Below are 21,672 nucleotides of genomic sequence, written 5' to 3' on the forward strand. Positions count from 1 at the left end.
CCCATTGTCGGGTGCCGGATCAGCTGCTCAGGACCGTGGCGACGGCTTCGGTGTGTGCGGCCGACTGTTCGAACCCGGCGCGGGCCGCCGCTGCTCGGCAGCTCGGGTCGAGCGGATTGCGGCCGAATGCCTTCTTCGCGGCCGCGTCCGGGGTGATGAGCTCGACCCGGGCCCCGTCCGCGGCGAGTGCGGCCGCCTGTGAGCGCGGTGAGGCGATGGCCTTGTTGCCGGACGCCGAGGGTGCGATGACGACGACGCGTCCGTATCCGGCGGCGAGCTGGGCGTTGGCCGTGGAGTGCACCCCGCCGTCGATCCAGGCCCGCCCCTGGATCCGGGTGACGGGCCAGACGCCGGGGACCGCGCAGCTCGCGGTGACGGCGTCGACGAGGGACACCGCGCCGTCCCTGTCGAACGTGTGGAGTTCACCGGTCGTGGCGTCGACGGCGGTGACGAGCAGCGGACGCCCCGGCCACTCGGGCGACAGGAGTCGGCTCGCGATCGCCTCGCGCCGTTGCGCCTCGGTGATGCCGGGCCGGGCGTCCCGCGCGATCCTGCCCAGCTTCCTGCCGTACGCCTCGGGGGTCCGCGCGGAGAGTACGGCCCCCGCGTACCGCAGCAGCATGAGCGGACCGAGCCTGCCGCCCGTCATGTCCTGCGGATCGGCGAGCTGGAGTTCGTAGAGTTCGGGAAGGCCGAGCAGTCCGGAGGCCAGCTGCGCGCCGACCACCGCTCCCGCCGAGCTGCCGATGATCAGATCCGCCGCGGAGAGGTCCACGCCCGCCTTCGCGAGCCCGTGCAGGATCCCGGTCTCCCACGCACTGCCGGTGACTCCACCGGCACCGAGCACCAATGCTGTGTCTGTCATGCCGTCAGTCTCGCGCACGGCACGGGCCCGCCTCCCGTGGGGTACGGGAAGCGGGCCCCTGGGGTCCGGCGGTTCAGAGCAGCCCGGTGACGGTCCCGGCGCCGACCGTGCGGCCGCCCTCCCGGATCGCGAAGCCGAGTCCGCTCTCCAGCGGGACATCGCGTCCCAGCTCGACGGTCAGGTCGACCGTGTCACCGGGGCGCGCCACCGCCACCGCACCGAGGTCGACGTCGCCGACGACGTCCGCGGTGCGGATGTAGAACTGCGGCCGGTACCCGGTGGTGACCGGGGTGGTCCGGCCGCCCTCCCGCGCCGACAGGACGTACACCTGCGCGGTGAAACGCCGACTGGGCGTCACACTGCCCGGCGCCGCGACCACATGGCCGCGTCGCACCCGGTCGCGCTCCACCCCGCGCAGCAGCAGTGCCACGTTGTCGCCGGCCTCCGCGGACTCCATCGGCTTCCCGAAGGTCTCCAGCCCGGTGACGACCGTCTCGATGCCCGGGTCAGGACCGAGCACCGCGACCCGGTCGCCGGTGCGCACGGTGCCGCGCTCCACGGCTCCGGTGACGACGGTGCCCCGGCCGGTGATGGTCAGGACGTTCTCCACCGACAGCAGGAACGGCGCGTCGGTGTACCTGACCGGCATCGGCACGTACGTGTCGACCGCGTCCAGCAGCGCCTCGACGGCCGCGGTCCAGCGCGGGTCGCCCTCCAGGGCCTTGAGCCCCGACACCCGTACGACGGGAACGGAGTCCCCGCCGTAGCCGTGCGCGGAGAGCAGCTCCCGGACCTCCAGCTCGACCAGGTCGGTCAGCACTGTGTCCTCGCCGTCGTCGACCGCGTCCGCCTTGTTGAGGGCGACGACGATGTGGTCCACACCCACCTGACGCGCGAGCAGCACGTGCTCGGCGGTCTGCGGCATGATCCCGTCGAGCGCGGAGACGACCAGGATCGCCCCGTCGAGCTGGGCGGCGCCGGTGACCATGTTCTTGATGTAGTCGGCGTGCCCCGGCATGTCGACGTGCGCGTAGTGGCGGGTGTCGGTCTCGTACTCGACGTGCGCGATGTTGATGGTGATGCCGCGCTGCGTCTCCTCCGGCGCCCGGTCGATCCGGTCGAACGGCACGAACGTGCCGGTCCCCCGGTCGCTGAGAACCTTGGTGATGGCTGCGGTCAGGGTGGTCTTGCCGTGGTCGACGTGGCCCATGGTGCCGATGTTGAGGTGCGGCTTGGTGCGCACGTATGCCGTCTTGGGCATGGCTCATTCCTTGGTGTTCGAAGCTGAGAGAGAAGACCCCAGGGCCCGGCCGACCCTCCCCTTGCGGGGTCCGCCGGACTGTCGGGGGAGGGTCAGCTTCGGGCGCCGCCGAGGGGCGCGACGGCAGCCGTGAACGCTGCCGCTGCGGCAGATGCCGCTGCGATGAAGGGGCTCACGGCAGCCTTCGGCGCGTCCGCGACTGCGGACGGCGCTGCGAGGAAGGCGTACCGGAACATGGGTCCGATCATGTCCGACGGACCCGTCGCCGTCGAATGGTTTTCCGGCGTACACCGCGGTGCGGGCAAGGGAGTTCGGCCCGCCCCGGACGCCGGGCGGGCGTCGGGGGGCGTCGGGCGGACGCCGGGCGGGCGTCGGGCACGAAGTCGGCGGACCGGTCCCTGCCGCCTGCGCTACGGCGATCACGCACCGGTGTCGGTTAGTCTCCCGGCATGCTCGACCCCGTCCCCGCAGCCCGGCCCGCCCCCGGCCTCGCCGTGCGCTGCACGAGGGCGCTGCTCTCGCCCTGGTCCCGGTTCTCGCTGCTCGTGGCCGTGCTGCTGGGCGCCGCCGCGACGATGCTCTTCCTCGAACCCCAGCGGCTGCTCGCCACCGGCTGGCCCGCCCAGCTCAGCGGCGGTGCCGTGGCGGTGGTCCTCTTCGGTCTCGCGTACGGCGTGTGCACCGTGGCCTTCGTTCCCCGGCCGCTGCTCAATCTCGCCGCGGGCGCGCTCTTCGGTACGCAGGCGGGGCTGACGGCCGCCCTGGCGGGGACGGTGCTCGGCGCGGGCATCTCGTTCGGGCTGGGCAGGGTGCTGGGGCAGGACGCGCTCCGTACGCTGCTGCGCGGACGGTGGCTGAAGGCGGCGGACGGGCAGTTGAGCAGGCACGGGTTCCGCTCGATGCTGGCGCTGCGGCTGTTCCCGGGCGTGCCGTTCGCGGCGGCCAACTACTGCGCTGCGGTGTCGCGCATGGGGTATCCGCCGTTCCTGGTCGCCACCGGGCTCGGCTCGATCCCGAACACCGCGGCGTACGTCGTCGCGGGCAGCGAGGCCTCGTCACCGACCTCGCCGGCGTTCCTGGCCGCGATGGGTTTCATCGTGCTGACGGGGCTCGGCGCGGCCGTCGTCGCCTGGCGCAAGCGCCACCGGCTGGCCCCCGAGTGAACCGGGGCGCCCGGAGCAGGTCGGCGGGAGGCCCGGGGGACGCGTAACGCTGTTCATCTGAGGGCGGTACCCTGCCCGCGACCGACCGAAGATCTCCGGGGCCCGTCATGGCCCTGTCCTCATTCGACCGCAATGCGCACACTGCCGACGGCCCTCACCGCCGTCTGCCGATGCACGATCACTCCGGGATGGCCAAAGCCCCATGAGCTGGTTCGAATCGTTCGTCCTGGGCCTCGTTCAGGGACTGACCGAGTTCCTGCCGATCTCCTCCAGCGCGCATCTGCGGCTCACCGCAGCTTTCGCCGGCTGGCACGACCCGGGTGCGGCGTTCACCGCCATCACCCAGATCGGCACGGAGGCGGCCGTCCTCATCTACTTCCGCAAGGACATCGTCCGGATCGTCTCGGCCTGGCTCCGTTCACTGACCGACCGGTCGATGCGCGGCGACCACGATGCCCAGATGGGCTGGCTGGTCATCGTGGGCTCCATCCCCATCGGCGTGCTCGGGGTGACGTTCAAGGACCAGATCGAGGGCCCGTTCCGCGATCTGCGGCTGATCGCCACCACGCTGATCGTGATGGGCATCGTCCTCGGCGTCGCCGACCGTCTCGCCGCCCGCGACGAGGTGGGCGGGAAGCACCGGGCCGCCAAGCAGCGCAAGACGCTCAGGGAACTCGGTGTGAAGGACGGCCTGATCTTCGGCTTCTGCCAGGCGATGGCACTGATCCCGGGTGTCTCCCGCTCCGGAGCGACCATCAGCGGTGGTCTGCTGATGGGCTACACCCGTGAGGCCGCGGCCCGGTACTCCTTCCTGCTCGCGATCCCGGCGGTGCTCGCCTCGGGCGCCTTCGAGCTGAAGGACGCGGGCGAGGGGCACGTGTCGTGGGGGCCGACCATCTTCGCGACCGTCATCGCGTTCGGCGTGGGCTACGCGGTCATCGCCTGGTTCATGAAGTTCATCACGACCAAGAGCTTCATGCCGTTCGTCATCTACCGGATCATTCTGGGCATTCTGCTGTTCATCCTGGTCGGCGCGGGGGTCCTGAGCCCGGATGCGGGCGAGTCCGCAAGCTGACCAGGTATCCATATCTCCCGCTCCCCGCCCGGACAAAGAGACACATTGGACTGGCCGACACATACGCAGAAGCAGAATTGACGACGAGAGGGCCCGCACAGCCGAAGCTGTACGGGCCCTCCGATGCTGTCGGGTGCGGGCCGCCACCACTCCTCGGCGGGCCGCCACGGATCCGGAGCAGGTGGCGGCGCACCGAACCGCGGGAGACGAACGCACTCCGCCGCGGCCCGCATCCTCCCGGGCCCCGTGGCGTGAAACCACCGCGGCTTCAGTCGGGACGTGTCGCACTCGAATCCCGCTCCGCTGCCTCAGCGACGCGTTTGATGTTCGCCAACCGCCGGTCCCAGTCGGCTGCGAGCGAGGCCATCCACCGTGCCGTCGTGTCCAGCGCCGCCGGCCGCACCGCGTACCGCACCTCGCGCCCGACCCGCCTGCCGGAAACCAGCCCCGCGGCATCCAGGACGGCAAGGTGCTTGACCACCGCCTGCCGTGAGACGGGAAGGCGCTCGGCCAGCGCCGTCGCGGTGGCCTCGTCCCGTGCGGCAAGCAGGTCGAGCAGCTGACGTCGCATCGGGTCGGCCAGCGCACCGAGGACGCTGTCGACGACCTCGCCGGCGCCGGGACGTTCTTCCGTCACGTGGAGGGCTCTTCGGCGCGCGTCTTGAGCGCGTCGAGCTCCAGGGGTGCCGCGATCAGGGTTTCGCGTTCAATCCGGTCCTCTCCCATGAGGGGAATCCTCTGCCATTGCCCATTGAGTGCAACTTCAGAGTTGCACATGGAACCCCTTCAGGTGCAACCCGAGGGTTGCACCTGGGCGCCACCAAACAGATCCATTATCGAACGCGTGATCGATTCTTCGTCTGCCCTGCCACGCCTCCCACACCCGACTGGGTGACCGAGCGCGAAATCGGCTTGGGCGCCCACCCGCCAAGGTCCACGTCGGCGGCCGACGACGGTGTCGACGAGATCGAAGAATGCGCCGATGATGCGCTTGACGACCCACCTTCGGCGCCCGAGCCGTTCCCGGCCGCCCCGGGCCTGCCGGGCTACCAGTTCCGCTTCCGACTGATGCTCCACAATCGCCCTATAAGCTGACCATGTGAACTTTTCGGGTCGATTTCGGCGCTTTGCCGACAGCAGCCTCGGGGAGCAGGTGATGCGTCTGGTGCCCCTGGCACTGATCGCCATCATCACTGTGGTCGCCTATGTCAGTCCGAGCAACCTCCACTTCAGTCGCTTTCTCTCTCTCGCCCCCGTTTTCGCTGCCTCGGTGTGGCCAGTGGTCGGCACGGTGGCCATAGGTGTGCTCGCCGCAGTCATCGACGTAGTGATCGCCGTGACCATCGGTGGTGTGAGTGTGGAGCGCACACACCTGTTCACCCTCGCGGTGATCGCGGGCGCCACAGCCGCGGCCGCCTTCGCCAGCCATGTGCGCCAGCAGCGGGAGCAGACCCTCGCCGACGTTCGTTCCGTCGCCGAGACGACCCAGAAAGTCCTGCTGCGCCCCATGCCGCACCGCCTCGGCCGGCTGGACATCGAGGCTCTGTACCTGGCCGCCGCGGCCCAGGCCCGCGTAGGCGGCGACTTCTACGAGGCATTGGAGACAGTCCACGGCGTTCGCATGATCATCGGAGACGTGCGCGGCAAGGGCCTCCCTGCAGTCGGCATGGCCTCAGCGGTCCTCGGCTGCTTCCGAGAAGCCGCATACGACGAGCCGGACCTGGCACGACTGGCACGCCGACTGGACGTCAGCACGAGCCGCTACACCGCACTGCTGCCCGACGACCGGATGGAGTACTTCGCCACGGCCCTGCTCGTCGAGATCCCCGACGACGGATCGGCCGTCGGCATCGTCAACCTGGGACACCCCCCTCCGCTGCTGCTTCGCGCGGGAACGGTCCGCGAGGTCACCCCCACGGCACCCTCACCCCCCATCAACATGGGCGCGCTGGTCGAGGATGGCTACCGCATCGACACCTTCTCCTTCGTCATCGAGGACCAGCTGCTGCTCTACACCGACGGCGTCACCGAGACCCGCGACCACACCGGCGCGTTCTTCCCGCTGGTGCAGCACGCGGGACAGTGGGAAGCGGGCTCCCCGTCCCTGCTGCTCGAACAGTTGCACAGCGACCTGGTCCGCTTCAGCCACGACCGTCTCGACGACGACATCGCGGCCATCGCCGTCCGTGCGGCGGCTGGCACACCGTCACGCAGACGGGGTCAGTGAAGGTCTTGTCCCGCTGGGAACCCGCGCGGCCGGCGTGCGCTCCCCGGACCCGGCACGCCATGTGCCTGCGCTCCGTGGACGCGGCGATCGCAGCGGGCGAACCTGCCACCAAGGGCCGCCAGGGAGCAAGGAGTTCACCCGCGACCGCGTTCGCCGGGAAGCGGATGTACCTGCTGCGGCACGGCGGGAAGGAGTGGCTGGACGAGGACGGCCACTGCCGCATCGCGGCGGAGACGCGGAGGGGCCACGAAGTCGCGGGCGTGCTGAGCCCGGACGCGGGCGAGCCGGCGGGCGGAGCCGTCAGGGTGTGTCGCCCCGCCAGTCCCAGTGGTCGGGGTCCGCGCCCCGCGGCCCGTACTCCGCTCTGCCGCCCGGACCGAATCGCCCGATCTCCGTGTTCAGCGCCGCGCCCTCGCGCAGCGCCCGGTCCGTCCAGCCCGTCACGTCGAGCAGCAGGCCGTCGAGCGGGCCACCCACCAACTCCCGATAGGAGTGCCCCGGCCGGGGCCCGGGGTCGGGATCGTCATGGTCGGCGCCGTACACGCGCCGCTGCCGCATCAGCTCGTCCATGGGGGCAGCATCGCACCCGGCACTGACAATCGCGGGGGCCGGCCGCTCTCGCTCTCGCCGGCACATGCCACGACTCCCCTCCCGCCGGCACGTGCCACGGCCCGACGGGGGTGGCGGTGTGTTCCGGATCTTCCGGGCGGATAGGGTCGAAAGAACCTGCCGTGCGCTGCTCACGCGCACCGGCTCGGGACATCCACCGCCGGAACCTGGAGGCAACCATGACCAGCACCGACCGTCCCGTGATCGCCGCGGTCGACGGCTCGTCGCACAGCCAGGAGGCACTCGACTGGGCCGCCCACGAAGCCGTACGGCGGGGGCTCGGGCTGACGATCGTGCACGCTCGGACGCCCGACCGGCGCGTCGAGCAGGAAACGCTGCGGCGCGAGGCACAGGAGCTGCTCGACCGGTCCGTGCGAAGGGTCTCCGAGATCGCTCCGCAGCTGCACCCGTCGACGCTGACCCCACTGGACTACCCTTCGGCGGTCCTCACTTCGCTCAGCCGGAACGCCTCGCTGGTGGTGGTCGGCTCACGCGGCCTGGGCGGCTTCCGGTCCCTGATGCTCGGCTCCAACAGCCTGGCCACCGCGTCGATGGCCGCGTGCCCCGTCGTCGTGGTCCACAGCGGGCCCTCGGACGAGGACACGGCGGTGGAGGGAGCGAGCTCCGACATCGTCGCGGGGGTGGCCGCCGACGAGAGCAGCGAGGCGGTTCTCGAGTTCGCCTTCGAGACCGCCGCGTCCCGGCCCGGGACGCGGCTGCGGATCGTGCACGGCTGGACGATGTTCTCCTCGATCCTCTCCGGCGGCCCCGTCTTCGACCGGGACGCGGCTGCGGACTCCGCCGAGCGCACCCTCGCGGAGCTCACCGCCGGCTGGCGGGAGAAGTACGCGCAGGTCGAAGTGGTCAGGGAACCGGTGGCGGGCTCCGCCTCACGCACCCTGGTCACGGCCTCGGCGACCGCGGCGCTGACCGTGATCGGGCGGCGCCGGGGCGGCGAGTCCCTCGGGCTGGGGCTCTCCCCCGTCGCGCAGACCACGCTCACGCACGCGCTCGGCCCGGTTGCCGTGGTGCCCTGCTGACACCGCGCCGTCCCGTCGTGCGTGCACGCCTCTTGGCCTCGCACGCCGGCGGGCGGACACTGACCCGATGACACAGCGCGTGGACCTCGCGACCGTGATGGACCGGCTGGCCATCGATGCGGTGATCACCGGCTACGCGGTGGCGGTGGACGACGGTGAATGGGCGGACTACCGGGCCCTGTTCACCGCGGACGGCCGCGCCGACTACCGCGGTGCCGGTGGTGTCGAAGGGCCGGCGCACGAGGTCGCCGAGTGGCTGGCGCGGACGATGCGGCTCTTCCCCGTACGTCAGCATCTGGTCGTCAACCGCCGGATCGGGTTCCAGGACCTCGACGGCTACCCGGGCGACCGTGCCGAGGTGCTGGCCGACTACGTGAACCCGATGCGGCTGGAGAGCGCCGCGGCCGGTTCGGGCGGACCGGAGTCACCGGCGGTCACCGCGCCGAACTTCGTCTCCGGCGGGCGGTACGCGTTCTCGCTCGCGCGTACGGACGGCGGCTGGCGGATCCGTACCGTGACCGTCCACGAGAAGTGGCGCGGCACGGCGGGCCCCTGGACCGCGGGCTGAGCCGCAGCACCGCTGCTTCCGCCTTTCCGCGCCGAGGAAGAACTGCGGAGCGACGAACAACGGGGAAGACTGCTCATCGGGCAGGACGAGGAGGCGCGGCATGCGGATTCCGGCCGGTCGGGGCGGTCAGTGGTCGCGGATGCCGCGGTCCGGCCGGTGGCGCGGCTGCCTGGCGGTGCTCGCGGGCGCGCTGCCCGCGCTCGCGTTTCCCGCGCCTTCCCTGTGGTGGCTCGCCTGGGTCTGCCTGGTTCCGTGGCTGCTCCTGATCCGGACCGCCGGCACGGGGCGCCGGGCGGCGCTGGAGGGCTGGCTCGGCGGCACCGGCTACATGCTGGCGGTGCACCACTGGCTGATGCCCAGCCTCCATGTCTTCATCCTGGTCCTGGCGGCCCTGCTCGGTCTGCTCTGGGCCCCGTGGGGGCTGCTGGTCTTCCGCATGCTGGGCGGGCGGGTGTCCGCCACGGCCGCCGCCCTGGCGGTCGTCGTGGTGCCCTGCGGCTGGCTGATGATCGAACTGGCCCGCTCCTGGGATGCGCTCGGCGGTCCCTGGGGTCTGCTCGGCGCCAGCCAGTGGGAAGTGGCTCCCGCGCTCCGGGTGGCGTCGGTGGGCGGGGTGTGGCTGGTGAGCCTCATGGTGGTGGCGGTGAACACCGCCGTCGCCCTGCTCTTCGTGACCGCCGCCGCCCGTGCGGTGGCCGTGGTGGGCGTCGTGGTGTGCGCACTGGCCGTGGGGGCGATGGCACGGTGGGCGCCGCAGCCCGAGGAGTCGGGGGTGGCGCGGATCGCCGTCGTACAGCCGGGTGTGGTCGCCGGGGCGCACAGCGTCGAGCGCCGGCTCGCCGTCAGTGAGCGGCTGACCGGTTCGCTGGCCGGGCGCGATCTCGACCTGGTGGTGTGGGGCGAGAGCAGTGTGGGGGTGGATCTCGACCGGCACCCGGACGTCACCGCCCGGATCGCCGCCCTGTCGCGCAGGGTGGGCGCGGATGTGCTGGTCAATATGGACGCCCGGCAGGCAGGCGGGCCGGGCCGGACGGGGATCTTCAAGTCGGCGGTGCTGGTGGGTCCGAACGGGCTGACCGGGGAGCGCTACGACAAGATGCGGCTGGTGCCGTTCGGGGAGTACATCCCGGCCCGGTCGGTGCTCGGATGGGTCACGTCCCTGGGCCGGGCGGCGGGCGAGGACCGTTTGCGGGGCACCCGGCAGGTGATCATGACGCTGCCCGGGGCCGATGGTGGCAAGGGACTGCGCATCGGGCCGCTGGTCTGCTTCGAAACCGCGTTCCCCGACATGAGCCGCCGGCTCACCCGGGACGGTGCGCAGGTGCTGGTCGCCCAGTCGTCCACCTCCACGTTCCAGCACACCTGGGCACCCGAGCAGCATGCCTCGCTCGGGGCGCTGCGGGCCGCCGAGAACGGCCGTCCGATGGTGCACGCCACGCTCACCGGCGTCAGCACGGTGTACGGGCCGCGGGGCGCGCGGATCGGGGCGCCGCTCGGTACGGAGACGAGTGGGGCCGCCGTGTACGACGTACCGCTGGCGAAGGGCACCACGCTCTATGTGCGGCTGGGCGACTGGCCGGTGCAGGGGGCGGCGGCGGTACTGGCCCTGTACTGCGCCTTCGGAGCGGCCCGGTCCCTCGTGCGGCGCGACCGGGTCGGGCCGGCCGGGGTGCGGGGCGAGTCGGCTGCCGCGGGCGGCGGGCCGACCGTGCGCCCGGAGCCGTGAGGGCTGGACTGCCGGATCCTGGGCTTCGGGCTATCGGGGGCCGTTCACCGAGACGATGTTGCCCTGGGCGTCGACGGTGAGCGAGACCCGCTCGACCTTGTTGGTCACGGCCAGCGCCAGCCACACGGCGCCCCAGAGGAAGCAGGTGAACACCATCAGGATGGCGTGCAACACATGGTTCAGCCGGTGTCCCCGGACCATGACGACCTGTGTCCCGGAGCGGGATTCCACCCGCCAGCCGCTCGCGACCCGCTGGTTGACCGCCCAGTCGAGGATCAGACCGCGCTGCATTTCGTCGGGGGGCCGCCCGTCGGCCGAGTAGTAACCCGGCGGCGGCTGAAGCGCGCCCCAGCCCTTTGGCTCGTCGTGAGGTCTCACGAGGTCACCTCCACGGGCCGGTGGCCCATCACCCCAGCCTGCATCGGGGCGGGACCCGACGCATCCGGAGGCTTCCCGGCCGCCGATACGGGCGACCGGGACCGGTCGCCGGGACAGCCCTCAGGCGCAGTCCAGGTCGCGCAGGATGCGCTCGCAGAGTTCGTGGGTCCGCAGGGCGTCCGCGGCGCTCAGGACCTTGCCGGCGCGGACGGCGTCCAGGAACGACAGCACGCTCTGCTCGATGCCGCGCTGTCGGGCCACCGACACCCAGTCGCCGCGCCGCCGGACGCTCGGCTGCCCCTTGTGATCGATCACCTCGGCGAGGTTGACGACCTCGCGCTTGGTGTCCTGACCGGACACCTCCAGCCGTTCCTCGGCCGAGCCGCTGAGCCGGTTCATCGTGCCGATGGCGGTGAAGCCGTCGCCGGACAGCTGGAGCACCACATGGTGCATCAGGCCGTCGCGGATCCGGGCCTGCACGGCGGTGTGCTCGACCGGTCCGGGCACCAGGAAGCGGAGGGTGTCGACGACATGGATGAAGTCGTCGAGCACCATGGTGCGCGGGTCCTCCGGCAGGCCCACCCGGTTCTTCTGCATGAGGATCAGCTCGCGCGGGTGCTCGGCGCACTGCGCGTAGCCGGGTGCGGTCCTGCGGTTGAAGCCGACGGCGAGGCTCGTTCCGCGCTCCTCGGCGAGGGTCACCAGCCGCTGGGATTCGGCGAATCCGTAGGCCAGCGGCTTGTCGACGTAGGTGGCGACGCCGGCCTCCAGCAGCCGGGCCACGATCTGCGGATGCACGGCCGTCGGGGCGTGGACGAACGCGGCGTCCAGCCCCTGGGCGATCAGCGATTCGAGGTCGGTGTGGCGCTGCCCGGCCGGGATGCGGTGGGTCTCGGCGACCGCGGCCAGGGTGGCGGGCGTACGGGTCTGCAGATGCAGTTCGACGCCGGGCAGGGCGGTCAGAACCGGCAAATACGCCTTCTGCGCGATGTCGCCGAGCCCGATGCAGCCGACCTTCACAGGGGTCTCCCTCTCACTGTTCGGCGTCCACCGTCGCGGTGTCCGCCTCGCGAGGGGCAGCATACGTGTGCTGCGGCGGCCGCCAGTCGGCTATCCCGTCGAAGGTGCGCAGGACGAGGGCGGGCCCGAACCGCGAGACGACGGAGAGCAGCGCGTCACGCGTCGCGACAGCGGGGGCGCTGGTCAGCCGCATCAGACGCGCGGTCCGGGCGGACTTGCGGACGATGGCCGAGGTCCGGGGCAACCGGTCGGCGGTGTACGCCGCCGCTCCCGCGCCGAGGTCACCGCCCGGCGTCAGGTGGTGGGCGAGCACGATCGCGTCCTCGATGGCCTGGTTGCCGCCCTGGCCGAGGCTCGGCGACATCGCGTGCGCGCAGTCGCCGACGAGGACGGTGCGCCCCCGGTGGAAGGCCGGCAGGGGGTCGATCAGGTGGTGGACGTCGTTGCGGAGCACCTGGCCGGGGTCGGCGGCGGCGATCATCTCCGGGATCGGGTCGTGCCAGCCGCCGAACCGGCGCATCAGCTCCGCCTTCTCGCCGTCGGCGGCGTGCCCACCGGCCGGGGCGACGGCGGCCCCGTAGGCGTAGACCCTGCCGTCCTTGAGCGGCTGGGTGCCCCAGAGTGCGCCGCGCCCCCAGGTCTCATGCGGGGAGAAGGGCCGCCCGGACGCGGGTACGACGATGCGCCAGGTGGTGAATCCGGCGTACGAGGGTCCGGGGTGGCCCGGGAAGAGGGCCCGCCGTACGGCCGAGTCGATGCCGTCGGCGCCGATGACGAGGTCGGCCTCGATCCTCCCGGCCGCCGTCCCGACCACGGCGGGCGCGCCGTCCGCCGTCCCCGGGTCCAGCAGCTCCGCCTCGGCACCGGTGCGGACGGTGCCGCCGGGCAGCCGGGCCACGAGGCGGTCGACGAGGGTGGCGCGGTGCAGCAGGACGATCGAGCCGCCGAACCGCTCGGTCGCCGCGGCGCTGTCCGTACGGGAGAGCCAGCGGCCGCCCGGGGCACGCATGCCCCCTTCGCCCTGCCAGGCGGCGAGGGCCCTGATCTCGTCGCCCATGCCGATGACGTCCAGGGCCCGCTGGGAGTTGGGGGCCAGCGAGATGCCGGCCCCGACGGGTTCCAGGGAGGCAGCGCGCTCCAGAACGGTGACCCGCCAGCCGCGGCCGTGCAGGGCCACCGCCGCAGTGAGGCCGCCGATTCCGCTGCCGATGACGACGGCATGGGGTTTGTCCATGGCTCCTCCAGCAATCCGCGCATCCCTGTCGCACCGGAATTCCGGAACGGCGGGACTACACCTGTAGTGACGGATTCACCGTACTACGGGTGTAGTGCCAGCGGTAGGTTGGCCCCATGGCCACACGCACGACCGGCACCTCCCGGGCCGACCTCATCGCCGACACCGCCCTCGCACTCCTCGCCGAACGCGGGATGCGCGGGCTGACGCACCGCGCGGTGGACGAGCGCGCCGGACTCCCCCAGGGTTCGACGTCCAACTACGCGCGGACCCGGCAGTCCCTGCTGGAGGCGGCGGTGCGACGGCTGGCAGAACGCGAGGCGCGGGTGCTCGCCCCCGCCGAACTGCCGGATCCGGTCGCCGGGACGCGGGATCGGATCGCCGGGACGCGGGAACTGGTCGCCGGTCTCGCGCGGGCGCTGCACCGCTACCTCACCCGCCATCCCGAACTGCTCGTCTGCCGCTACGAACTGGCCCTGGAGGCGACCCGGCGCCCGGAACTGCGGGAGTTCTTCGACGCGACCGGCCGCCAGTTCCGCGAACCGCTGACGGCGCTGATGACGGCCGCCGGATCCGCCGAGCCCGAACGGCACGCGCTCTCCCTGGTGGCCTGGTGCGAGGGGCTGATGTTCTCGTGCGCCGCGGGGTCGTACCACCGCTCCGTACCGAGCGAGGAGGAGCTGCGCACGGGCTTCACCGAACTGCTCGGCGGGATGCTGGGCCCGCGACGGGCGCCGCACTGAGCCACGGGTGCCGCGCCGACCGGATCGCCACGGCCGGCGTCACCACAGCGATGGCGTCACCACGGCCGCCTCACTCACCCGCGGTTGTCACTCTTGCGGGCCAATCCCGGCCGCCCGGTTCCCTCGGAGCCCGTCCCGCACAGCAGAGTTGATCGGGTGCAACGAACCAGAATCACCGTGAGCCTCCTGATGGGCGTCGCCGTCACGGCGCTGTCCGGCTGCGTGTCCGTGCAGCCGCACCCCGACGTTCCGCCCCGGCCCCGGGCCAGTGGTCCGGCCCAGGACCTGGCGCCGCAGATCGTGCTGCCGCCGATCCACGACTCCCTGGAGGCCGTGCCGAGCCCCGAGCCGTCCGCCTCCGCGTCCCGTCCCGCTCACGTGGAACCGCCGGCCGCCCGCCGCTCCGTGCCCCGCGCACCCCGGCAGCAGTGGCGCCCGGCCGCCAGGCCGCCCCGGCCGCACGGGGTCCCGCCCGCCGCGACCGTACCCGCCCCGGCCCTGCCCGCCCCGGTCGCCGGGACGGACGTCTGCGCACTGGGGCGGGGGTACGGGCGCTGGCCCGCCGGCAGCCCCCAGTCCCGGATCTGCGACGACACCTACGGCCACTGAGCCCGGAGGGGAGGACCAAGAGGTGGCCCGTCCGCCGTGGACGGGCCACCCTCACAGCTCGCGCAGCCTCAGCTCCAGTCGCGCGATCGCCGCGCGCACCCCTCCCCCGTACCCGTCGTCCGCCCCGTCGTCCGCGAGCACCCCGGAGGCGGCGCGCGCCCGGTCCAGATGGATCCGCGCCGCGTCGGGGTGCCGGAGCTTCAGATAGTCCGCCGCGAGGTTGAGGTGGAGCGAGGGGTAGAACGCCCGCACCGCCGGCGCGTCGGGGTGCTGCGCCGCGCGCTCGTCGGTCAGCGCCCCGGCGGCGGTCAACGCCCGCAGGTCCCAGGCCAGTTCGTCACCGGGGTCGTCCTGGGTGTCGGCCATGTAGTGGGCGAGGGTGCACCGGTGCAGGGCGTCACCGTCCTCGCCGATCTCCGACCAGAGCGCGCCGAAACGATTGCGGGCCTCCGCCCGGTCGCCGGCGTGCAGCAGCATGATCGCCTGGCCGATCCTGGTCATGACGGCGTCCTTGGACGCCTCCCGCTGCTCCGTCACTGCGACCTCCCTGCGTGCTCGTCCCCCCGTTCCGCGTTCGACGCTAGCCGCAGCGGCACCGAATCCCGCTGAGGCTCGGGCGGGCGTCCCCGGCCGGTCGTCGGACACCCGCCGCCGGCCGGGGCGAATCCGCCCGTCAGCCCAGGTCGGGGATGCGCCAGTCGATCGCCTCGTGGCCCTGCGCGGCCACCGCCGCGTTGATCTGCCGGAACGGGCTGGAGCCGAAGAACTTCTTGGCCGACAGCGGCGAGGGGTGCGCCCCCTTCACCACCGCATGGCGCTCCTCATCGATCAGCGGGAGCTTCTTCTGGGCGTAGTTGCCCCAGAGCACGAAGACCGCCGGGTCGGGCCGCGAGGCGACGGCGCGGATCACGGCGTCGGTGAACTTCTCCCAGCCCTTGCCCTTGTGCGAGTTGGCCTCGCCCGCGCGGACCGTCAGCACGGCGTTGAGCAGGAGCACACCCTGCTCGGCCCACGGCATCAGATACCCGTTGTCCGGGACCGGCAGGCCGAGCTCCTCCTTCATCTCCTTGTAGATGTTCCGCAGGGACGGCGGCGTCTTCACACCCGGCCGCACGGAGAAGCACAGGCCGTGCCCCTGGCCCTCCCCGTGGTACGGGTCCTGGCCGAGGACGAGGACCTTCACCTTGTCGTAGGGCGTGGCCTCCAGCGCGGCGAACACCTGGTCGCGCGGCGGGTAGACCGGTCCCTTGGCCCGCTCCTCCTCGACGAACTCGGTGAGCTCCTTGAAGTACGGCTTCTGCAGCTCTTCGCCGAGGACGCCGCGCCAGGACTCGGGCAGCAGGTCGGTGTCGGTCACTTGAACAACCTCCGGTAAGCAATCAGCTCTTCGACCGAGAACCTACCGGGGGCCACTGACAACGCGACCTGCCGGTCCGGCTCCGGCCTACCAGCTGGCCTTGCGGTACAGCTCCCACATCTGCATGACCGTCTGCGGGTCCAGGGCGCGCTCGCCACCGCCGATGTCCTCGCCCGAGGCGACGTACAGCTTGCCCTGCCACAGCGGCAGGATCCGCACGTCGTCGACCAGGATCTTCTGCACCTGTTCGAACTGCTTGCTGACCGCGCCCCGGTCGCTCTCCTTGCGGGTCTGCGGCAGCAGGTCCTTGGTGATCTCGTTCTTCATGTACGGCATCCCGGTGATGCTGTCCTTGCCGAGGAACGGGGCGATGAAGCTGTCCGGGTCCGGGAAGTCCGGGAACCAGCCACGGCCGAAGACGGGGTACTCACCCTTGGTGAAGCCCTCCTGGAACGTCTTCCAGGGCTTGCTCTTCAGCGTGATCCTGAAGAGGCCGGAGCTCTCCAGCTGCCGCTTCAGCTCGTCGAACTCGGGGGCGGTGGAGGAGCCGTACCGGTCGGTGGTGAACCAGAGCGTCAGCTCGACCGGCTTGGTGATGCCCGCCTTGGTCAGGATCTGCTTCGCCTTGCCCTGGTCCGGGTCGCCATAGGCGTCGAAGAAGCTGGTGGTGTGCCCGGCTATGCCCTTGGGGACCATGGAGTACAGCGGTTCGGCCGTGCCCTGGTAGACCTTGGCCACGAGGGCGTCGCGGTCGACGAGCTGGGCGATGGCCCGCCGTACGGCCACGTTCCCCGCCGCCGGGTCCTTCGGGTTGAAGACCAGGAAGCGGATGTCCGCGCCGACCGTCTCGACGATCTGCAGATTGCTCGCCTTGTCCTTGTTCTCCTCCAGGCTGACGACCTCCTCGGCGGTCAGACCCCGGTAGATCGCGTCGATCTCCTTCTTCCGCAGCGCCGCGACCACGGGCGCGGAATCCTTGAAGTACCGAATGGTCACGGCGTCGTTCTTGCGGTTGGCGTAGCCCTTGTAGTCCGGGTTCTTCACCAGTTCGGCACGCTGCCCCGGCTTGTACGAATCAAGCAGGTACGGCCCGGAACCGGTGACCTTTCCATCGCTGCGGAGCTTGTGCTCGGAATAGGCGCTGGGCGCCACCAACGACATCGCGGGCGTGGTGAGAATGAAGGGGAAGGTGGCATCCGGCTTGGTGAGGTGGAAGACGACAATGTCGTCCCCCTTGGTCTCGATCCGGTCGAGCGAGCCGAGCATGCCGACCGGGCCGCCCTTGACCTTGAGCGCCGTGATCCGGTCGAGGGAATACTTCACCGCCTCGGCGTCGAGCTTGTCCCCATTGGAGAATTTCAGGCCCGCGCGGAGCTTGCACCGGTAGGAGGTGCTGGTGGTGTCGGTGAACTTGCACCATTCCGCGGCATCGGGCTCGGGCTTCGTGCTGCCGCTGGGGTAGCTCATCAGGGTCTGGAAGACATTTCGCATCAGCTCCCAGGAGTTGTCCCACGCCGCCGCCGGATCGAGGGTGGATGGCTCACTGGTCGTACCGACGATTATCTTCTGCTCGACTTCCGAACCGCTGTCGGAAAGAAGTCCGCAGCCGGCCAGCAGAGAAAGGGAAGCAAGGGCTGCAGCGGCCTGCAGACTGGCCCGGTAGAACACGTGAACGCTCCTCGATCAGCCATGGGTCGGCAGACCATACCGCAGTGCCCCGCCGGGTCAATCCACGGGCCCGACAGGGCACTTGAGTCAATCAGGGCCAAATCCGCTCAGGCTGTTCTCAGCCCACGCCCGCATTCAGGAAAATTCCTCCGTCGACCACCAGGGTCTGCCCCGTGATCCAGTCGGACTGGCTGGACGTGAGGAACGCGGCGGCACCGCCGATGTCCTGTGGCATCCCCAGCCGGCCGAGCGGGTAGGCGGCCGCGGCCTCCTCCTCCCGGCCCTCGTACAGCGCCTTGGCGAACTTGGTCTTCACGACCGCGGGTGCGATGGTGTTGACCCGGACGACCGGGGCGAACTCGTGCGCCAGCTGGAGGGTCAGATTGACCATGGCCGCCTTGCTGATGCCGTACGCGCCGACGAAGGGCGAGGCGGTGAGCCCGGCGACCGAGGCGATGTTGACGATCGCCCCGCCGTTCTCCTTCTGCCAGGCCTTCCAGGTCTGCTGCGCGAAGCCGAGCGCCGAGATCACATTGGTCTCGAAGACCTTGCGGGCGACATCGAGGTCGAGCTCCGCGATCGGCCCGAAGACCGGATTCGTACCGGCGTTGTTGATCAGGAAGTCGACCCGGCCGAACGCCTCCATGGTGCGCTCGACGGCCACCGCCCGGTGCGCCTCGTCGTGCGCCTTGCCCGCCACGGCGATCGCCCGGTCGGCGCCCAGCCGCTCGACGGCCTCCTTGAGGGCTTCCTCGCCGCGTCCGGTGATGCACACCCGGTCGCCGCGGGCCACCAGCGCCTCGGCGATGCCGTAGCCGATGCCCCGGCTCCCGCCCGTGATGAGCGCGACCTTCCCGCTGTCCTGCACAGTCATGATGTCCGTAGCCCTTCGGGTCAGTTGAGCGGTCCGCCGGCGACGTACATGACCTGACCGGAGACGAAGCCGGCCTCGTCGCCCGTGAAGAAGGCGATGGCGTTGGCGATGTCCTCGGGGCGACCGACCCGCTGCACCGGGATCTGGGTGGCGGCGGCGGCCTGGAACTCCTCGAAGCCCATGCCGACCCGGGCCGCGGTCTGGGCGGTCATCTCGGTGACGATGAAGCCGGGGGCGACGGCGTTGGCCGTGATGCCGAACTTGCCGAGCTCGATGGCGAGGGTCTTGGTGAAGCCCTGGAGGCCGGCCTTGACGGCGGAGTAGTTGGCCTGGCCGCGGTTGCCCAGCGCCGAGGAGGAGGAGAGCGAGACGATCCGGCCGAACTTGGCGTCCACCATGTGCTTCTGGACGGCCTTGGCCATCAGGAACGCGCCCTTGAGGTGCACGTTCATCACGGTGTCCCAGTCGGACTCGGTCATCTTGAAGAGCAGGTTGTCGCGGAGCACGCCCGCGTTGTTGACCAGGATCGTCGGAGCACCGAGCTCGGCGGCGACCCGCGCGACCGCGGCTTCCACCTGGGCGCTGTCCGACACATCGCAGCCGACCGCGAGGGCGGTGCCCCCGGCGGCGGTGATCTTCTCGACGGTGTCCTTGCAGGCCGCCTCGTCGAGGTCGAGTACGGCGACGGCGCGGCCCTCGGCCGCCAGGCGTACCGCGGTGGCGGCGCCAATGCCCCGCGCCGCTCCGGTCACGACGGCGACGCGCTGCTCGGTGGTGGACATGCTTGGTTCTCCTCGCCCTTGGATCGCCGCTCAGCGGACGTCGGGGCACCCCCGGCACGGGACCTCGTGTGCGCGGAACCTTCCCGATAGCTGAGCAACCGCTTAGTACCTTCAGCAGACGAGACGCTAGAAGCCCTGGCACCCGGTGTCAACGGCCCACGGCCGCCGGGGCGCATGTCACACCCGGCGGCGCCGCCCGCACGCCGGCCGGGGGCGGCGCCCGAGGCCCTGGAGGTCAGCGCACCAGCAGGTCGAGCAGCCGCTCGACCTCGGCCTCCGGGTCGGCCGTGAGACCGCTGTGCACGGGGCTCGGCTGGACGACGGTGGAGCGCGGCGCGATCAGCCACCGGAAGCGGCGGCCGGCGTCGTCGGCGCCCGCCTGGCCCGCGTCCGTACCGCCGCGGCACACTCCCTCGACGGCATGCAGGGCGGCGCGTACACCGATCACATCGGCGGTCGGGTCCAGGGCCTTCAGCTTGGTCTCGTCCAGATGGGTGCGGGCGGCCACGAAGCTCCGCGCGCGGCAGTAGACGACCACGCCCGCGTTGAAGAACTCCCCGCGCTGCACCCGCGGCACGACGCGCAGCAGTGCGTACTCGAAGACATCGCGCTCACTCACGGCCGGCCGTCCTTGTCGTTCTTCTTGGTGGGGTGCGGCCAGGGGGTGAGGTGTTCGGTGAGCCAGCCGGGGGCCTGGGACGGCCTGGATTCGGTGGGCGCGCCCATCGTGATCCGCTCGTGGATGGTCGCGGCGCGCGGCAGCAGCGCCTCCACGTAGGCGCGGCGCAGCTCGTCGGTGGAGTCGAAGCCCGGCTCGTCCACCAGCCACTCGTCGGGCACGTCGGCGGCGACCTCGGTGAGGAGCTCCTCGGTGACCAGCGGCGCGAGCTCGGCGGCGGCCGCCGCGATGTCGGGCGCGAACGGGGCGAGCGCGTGGTCGGAGGCGTTGTACGGCTTGGCGGCGGATGCCTGGGCGCCGGGCCAGTTGTGGTGCCAGATCATGGTGGCGCCGTGGTCGATGAGCCACAGGTCGCCGTGCCAGACCAGCATGTTCGGGTTGCGCCAGGACCGGTCGACGTTGTTGATCAGCGCGTCGAACCAGACGACCCGTCCGGCCTCCCGCGGGTCCACCTGGTAGGCGAGGGAGTCGAAGCCGATCGAGCCGGGCAGGAAGTCCATGCCGAGGTTGAGCCCGCCGCTGGCCTTCAGGAGCTCCTGCACCTCCTGGTCGGGCTCGGCGAGACCGATGACCGGGTCGAGCTGGATCTGCACGAGGTCGGGGACCCGCAGCCCGAGCCGGCGGCCGAGCTGCCCGCAGATGACCTCCGCGACCAGCGTCTTGCGTCCCTGTCCGGCGCCGGTGAATTTCATGACATAGGTGCCGAGGTCGTCGGCCTCGACGATCCCGGGAAGCGATCCGCCCTCCCGCAGGGGCGTGACGTAGCGGGTCGCTGTGACTTCGGTGAGCATTTCCCCAGGCTATCCGGCGAGGACACCTGACTGTCCCGGGAGAATCCGGGGAGTTGGCGCCGTCCTCGGCCGGATCCCGCCGGTGCACCTCGCCCCCACCTTCAAATCCCACCGGAAACACTGCGCACCAGGCCACAACAACCCGCATACCAAGGGATCCGAAGCGCTGTCGAACCTGGGTCACAGGTCTCCGCCGGCTCCCACATGGAACCTGGTCAGCGCAAAAAGGATCACGAGGTCGAGTGCCATGACAGGGATGGCCCACGCCGGGTAGTACGGAACGAACATGAACTGCGTGATCAGGCTGATCCCCGCCGCCGCCACGCCGGCCCCGCGACCCCAGCTCTTGTTCGTCAGGACCGCCAGCCCGGCAACGACGAGCGCCACACCGACCACGAGGTGAATCACGCCCCAGGCCGTGAGATCGAACCGGTACACGTACCGGGCCGAGACGGCGAACAGATTGTCCTCCGCGATACCGGACGCGCCCACGAGAATGCTGAGCGGCCCGCTGAGCATCAGCAGGGCCCCGGCTACCTGGGAGGCACCGTCGACCTTCGCGCCGGACCCCCTGGGCTCCGGCGTTGTCCTGTTCGGCGTCGCTGTCATGGCCGTAGCCTTCCTGTTCGGCGCGGCCGCCGACGCACACGGGCCGTGCGAAGACAGCCACGATCCCCTGCCAGGATCACCGCTATTCACCGGCACCGCCACCGCACCCCACCGCTGCGGCGGCCGCGACACAGGTGCCGAGGTCGTCGGCCTCGACGGTCCCGGGAAGCGATCCGCCCTCCCGCAGAGGCGTGACGTGGCGGGTCGCTGTGGCCTCGGTGAGCATGGGCCCGGGCTGTCCGGCGCACGGCGCGGCGCCCGGTCCCCGTGGGCGTCTTCGCGCGCCGGGGGCCGGACGTCCGGGGCGTCGGTGTTACGCGTCCTCGTCGTTGACCCAGCTCATGAGCTTGCGCAGCTCGCGGCCGGTGGTCTCCAGGAGGTGGTCGCTGTCGGC

General features: G+C 71.3%; 25 protein-coding genes. 9 read left to right on the top strand and 16 right to left on the bottom strand.

The window, feature by feature from the left end; translation table 11 throughout:
• Positions 1 to 19 precede the first annotated feature (19 nt).
• Together ACFYY1_RS37690 and tuf are read right to left on the bottom strand one after the other, a co-directional pair.
• Positions 20 to 865 carry a patatin-like phospholipase family protein gene (locus tag ACFYY1_RS37690; protein WP_388593825.1) on the bottom strand — a complete coding sequence of 282 codons (846 nt, stop codon included), beginning with the start codon at positions 863 to 865 and terminating at the stop codon, positions 20 to 22.
• Between the two features lie 73 nt (positions 866 to 938).
• The gene (gene tuf / locus ACFYY1_RS37695) at positions 939 to 2,126 is read right to left on the bottom strand and encodes an elongation factor Tu (protein ID WP_388593826.1); all 1,188 of its coding nucleotides are present in this window, start codon (positions 2,124 to 2,126) and stop codon (positions 939 to 941) included.
• Positions 2,127 to 2,575: 449 nt separating this feature from the next.
• Between tuf and ACFYY1_RS37700 the strand changes: the two genes are divergently transcribed.
• Both ACFYY1_RS37700 and ACFYY1_RS37705 read left to right on the top strand, forming a co-directional pair.
• The gene (locus ACFYY1_RS37700; RefSeq protein WP_388593829.1) at positions 2,576 to 3,289 is read left to right on the top strand and encodes a TVP38/TMEM64 family protein; all 714 of its coding nucleotides are present in this window, start codon (positions 2,576 to 2,578) and stop codon (positions 3,287 to 3,289) included.
• Positions 3,290 to 3,491: 202 nt separating this feature from the next.
• A complete protein-coding gene (locus tag ACFYY1_RS37705; RefSeq protein WP_388593830.1) occupies positions 3,492 to 4,364 on the top strand; it encodes an undecaprenyl-diphosphate phosphatase in 873 nt (290 codons plus the stop codon).
• Between the two features lie 268 nt (positions 4,365 to 4,632).
• Here ACFYY1_RS37705 and ACFYY1_RS37710 read toward each other — a convergent pair whose 3' ends face one another.
• Positions 4,633 to 5,001: an ArsR/SmtB family transcription factor gene (locus tag ACFYY1_RS37710; RefSeq protein ID WP_388593832.1), complete on the bottom strand. Its 369-nt coding sequence runs from the start codon at positions 4,999 to 5,001 to the stop codon at positions 4,633 to 4,635.
• A 254-nt stretch (positions 5,002 to 5,255) separates the two neighbouring features.
• Here ACFYY1_RS37710 and ACFYY1_RS37715 point away from each other — a divergent pair, with 254 nt between their 5' ends.
• Positions 5,256 to 5,459, top strand: a complete 204-nt coding sequence (locus tag ACFYY1_RS37715; protein ID WP_388593835.1) for a hypothetical protein — start codon at positions 5,256 to 5,258, stop codon at positions 5,457 to 5,459.
• Between the two features lie 61 nt (positions 5,460 to 5,520).
• Positions 5,521 to 6,591, top strand: a complete 1,071-nt coding sequence (locus ACFYY1_RS37720; protein ID WP_388593838.1) for a PP2C family protein-serine/threonine phosphatase — start codon at positions 5,521 to 5,523, stop codon at positions 6,589 to 6,591.
• Positions 6,592 to 6,891: 300 nt separating this feature from the next.
• Here the strand turns inward: ACFYY1_RS37720 and ACFYY1_RS37725 are convergent, their stop codons facing one another.
• Positions 6,892 to 7,161: a hypothetical protein gene (locus ACFYY1_RS37725; RefSeq protein WP_388593840.1), complete on the bottom strand. Its 270-nt coding sequence runs from the start codon at positions 7,159 to 7,161 to the stop codon at positions 6,892 to 6,894.
• Between the two features lie 218 nt (positions 7,162 to 7,379).
• Here ACFYY1_RS37725 and ACFYY1_RS37730 point away from each other — a divergent pair, with 218 nt between their 5' ends.
• The 3 genes from ACFYY1_RS37730 to lnt all read left to right on the top strand — a co-directional run bounded on the left by ACFYY1_RS37730 (position 7,380) and on the right by lnt (position 10,534).
• Positions 7,380 to 8,240 (top strand): universal stress protein, encoded by an 861-nt coding sequence (locus tag ACFYY1_RS37730; protein ID WP_388593842.1) that lies wholly within the window; start codon positions 7,380 to 7,382, stop codon positions 8,238 to 8,240.
• Positions 8,241 to 8,307: 67 nt separating this feature from the next.
• The gene (locus ACFYY1_RS37735; RefSeq protein WP_388593845.1) at positions 8,308 to 8,808 is read left to right on the top strand and encodes a nuclear transport factor 2 family protein; all 501 of its coding nucleotides are present in this window, start codon (positions 8,308 to 8,310) and stop codon (positions 8,806 to 8,808) included.
• A gap of 100 nt (positions 8,809 to 8,908) precedes the next feature.
• Complete coding sequence (gene lnt / locus ACFYY1_RS37740; protein WP_388593848.1) at positions 8,909 to 10,534, top strand: apolipoprotein N-acyltransferase; 1,626 nt, start codon at positions 8,909 to 8,911, stop codon at positions 10,532 to 10,534.
• Between the two features lie 30 nt (positions 10,535 to 10,564).
• Here lnt and ACFYY1_RS37745 read toward each other — a convergent pair whose 3' ends face one another.
• The 3 genes from ACFYY1_RS37745 to ACFYY1_RS37755 form a co-directional block, all read right to left on the bottom strand.
• Positions 10,565 to 10,912: a hypothetical protein gene (locus ACFYY1_RS37745; RefSeq protein WP_388593850.1), complete on the bottom strand. Its 348-nt coding sequence runs from the start codon at positions 10,910 to 10,912 to the stop codon at positions 10,565 to 10,567.
• A 120-nt stretch (positions 10,913 to 11,032) separates the two neighbouring features.
• On the bottom strand, positions 11,033 to 11,932 hold the full coding sequence (locus ACFYY1_RS37750; RefSeq protein ID WP_388593852.1) for a Gfo/Idh/MocA family protein: 900 nt from the start codon (positions 11,930 to 11,932) through the stop codon (positions 11,033 to 11,035).
• Between the two features lie 13 nt (positions 11,933 to 11,945).
• On the bottom strand, positions 11,946 to 13,166 hold the full coding sequence (locus ACFYY1_RS37755) for an FAD-dependent monooxygenase (RefSeq protein ID WP_388593854.1): 1,221 nt from the start codon (positions 13,164 to 13,166) through the stop codon (positions 11,946 to 11,948).
• A gap of 116 nt (positions 13,167 to 13,282) precedes the next feature.
• Between ACFYY1_RS37755 and ACFYY1_RS37760 the strand changes: the two genes are divergently transcribed.
• Positions 13,283 to 13,909, top strand: coding sequence for a TetR/AcrR family transcriptional regulator (locus ACFYY1_RS37760; protein ID WP_388593856.1), 627 nt, complete (start codon positions 13,283 to 13,285; stop codon positions 13,907 to 13,909).
• Positions 13,910 to 14,065: 156 nt separating this feature from the next.
• On the top strand, positions 14,066 to 14,518 hold the full coding sequence (locus tag ACFYY1_RS37765; protein WP_388593859.1) for a hypothetical protein: 453 nt from the start codon (positions 14,066 to 14,068) through the stop codon (positions 14,516 to 14,518).
• A gap of 51 nt (positions 14,519 to 14,569) precedes the next feature.
• Here ACFYY1_RS37765 and ACFYY1_RS37770 read toward each other — a convergent pair whose 3' ends face one another.
• The 9 genes from ACFYY1_RS37770 to ACFYY1_RS37810 all read right to left on the bottom strand — a co-directional run bounded on the left by ACFYY1_RS37770 (position 14,570) and on the right by ACFYY1_RS37810 (position 21,504).
• A complete protein-coding gene (locus ACFYY1_RS37770) occupies positions 14,570 to 15,055 on the bottom strand; it encodes a hypothetical protein (RefSeq protein WP_388593861.1) in 486 nt (161 codons plus the stop codon).
• A 136-nt stretch (positions 15,056 to 15,191) separates the two neighbouring features.
• A complete protein-coding gene (locus ACFYY1_RS37775) occupies positions 15,192 to 15,875 on the bottom strand; it encodes a uracil-DNA glycosylase (RefSeq protein WP_351265822.1) in 684 nt (227 codons plus the stop codon).
• Positions 15,876 to 15,962: 87 nt separating this feature from the next.
• Positions 15,963 to 17,543 (bottom strand): ABC transporter substrate-binding protein, encoded by a 1,581-nt coding sequence (locus tag ACFYY1_RS37780; protein WP_388593864.1) that lies wholly within the window; start codon positions 17,541 to 17,543, stop codon positions 15,963 to 15,965.
• Positions 17,544 to 17,661: 118 nt separating this feature from the next.
• Complete coding sequence (locus ACFYY1_RS37785) at positions 17,662 to 18,417, bottom strand: SDR family oxidoreductase (RefSeq protein WP_388593866.1); 756 nt, start codon at positions 18,415 to 18,417, stop codon at positions 17,662 to 17,664.
• Positions 18,418 to 18,437: 20 nt separating this feature from the next.
• Positions 18,438 to 19,199, bottom strand: coding sequence for a 3-oxoacyl-ACP reductase FabG (gene fabG / locus ACFYY1_RS37790; RefSeq protein ID WP_388593869.1), 762 nt, complete (start codon positions 19,197 to 19,199; stop codon positions 18,438 to 18,440).
• Positions 19,200 to 19,434: 235 nt separating this feature from the next.
• Positions 19,435 to 19,818, bottom strand: a complete 384-nt coding sequence (locus ACFYY1_RS37795) for a DUF3037 domain-containing protein (protein WP_388593872.1) — start codon at positions 19,816 to 19,818, stop codon at positions 19,435 to 19,437.
• Entirely contained in the window at positions 19,815 to 20,669 is an 855-nt protein-coding gene (locus ACFYY1_RS37800; protein ID WP_388593875.1) for a HipA family kinase, read from the bottom strand. The genes ACFYY1_RS37795 and ACFYY1_RS37800 overlap by 4 nt, the downstream gene beginning before the upstream one ends.
• A 180-nt stretch (positions 20,670 to 20,849) precedes the next feature.
• Entirely contained in the window at positions 20,850 to 21,278 is a 429-nt protein-coding gene (locus ACFYY1_RS37805; protein ID WP_388593876.1) for a hypothetical protein, read from the bottom strand.
• Between the two features lie 82 nt (positions 21,279 to 21,360).
• Complete coding sequence (locus tag ACFYY1_RS37810; protein WP_388593881.1) at positions 21,361 to 21,504, bottom strand: hypothetical protein; 144 nt, start codon at positions 21,502 to 21,504, stop codon at positions 21,361 to 21,363.
• Positions 21,505 to 21,672 lie beyond the last annotated feature (168 nt).

The sequence above is a fragment of the Streptomyces sp. NPDC001890 genome (genome assembly GCF_042891445.1).
Classification (GTDB): Bacteria; Actinomycetota; Actinomycetes; order Streptomycetales; family Streptomycetaceae; genus Streptomyces.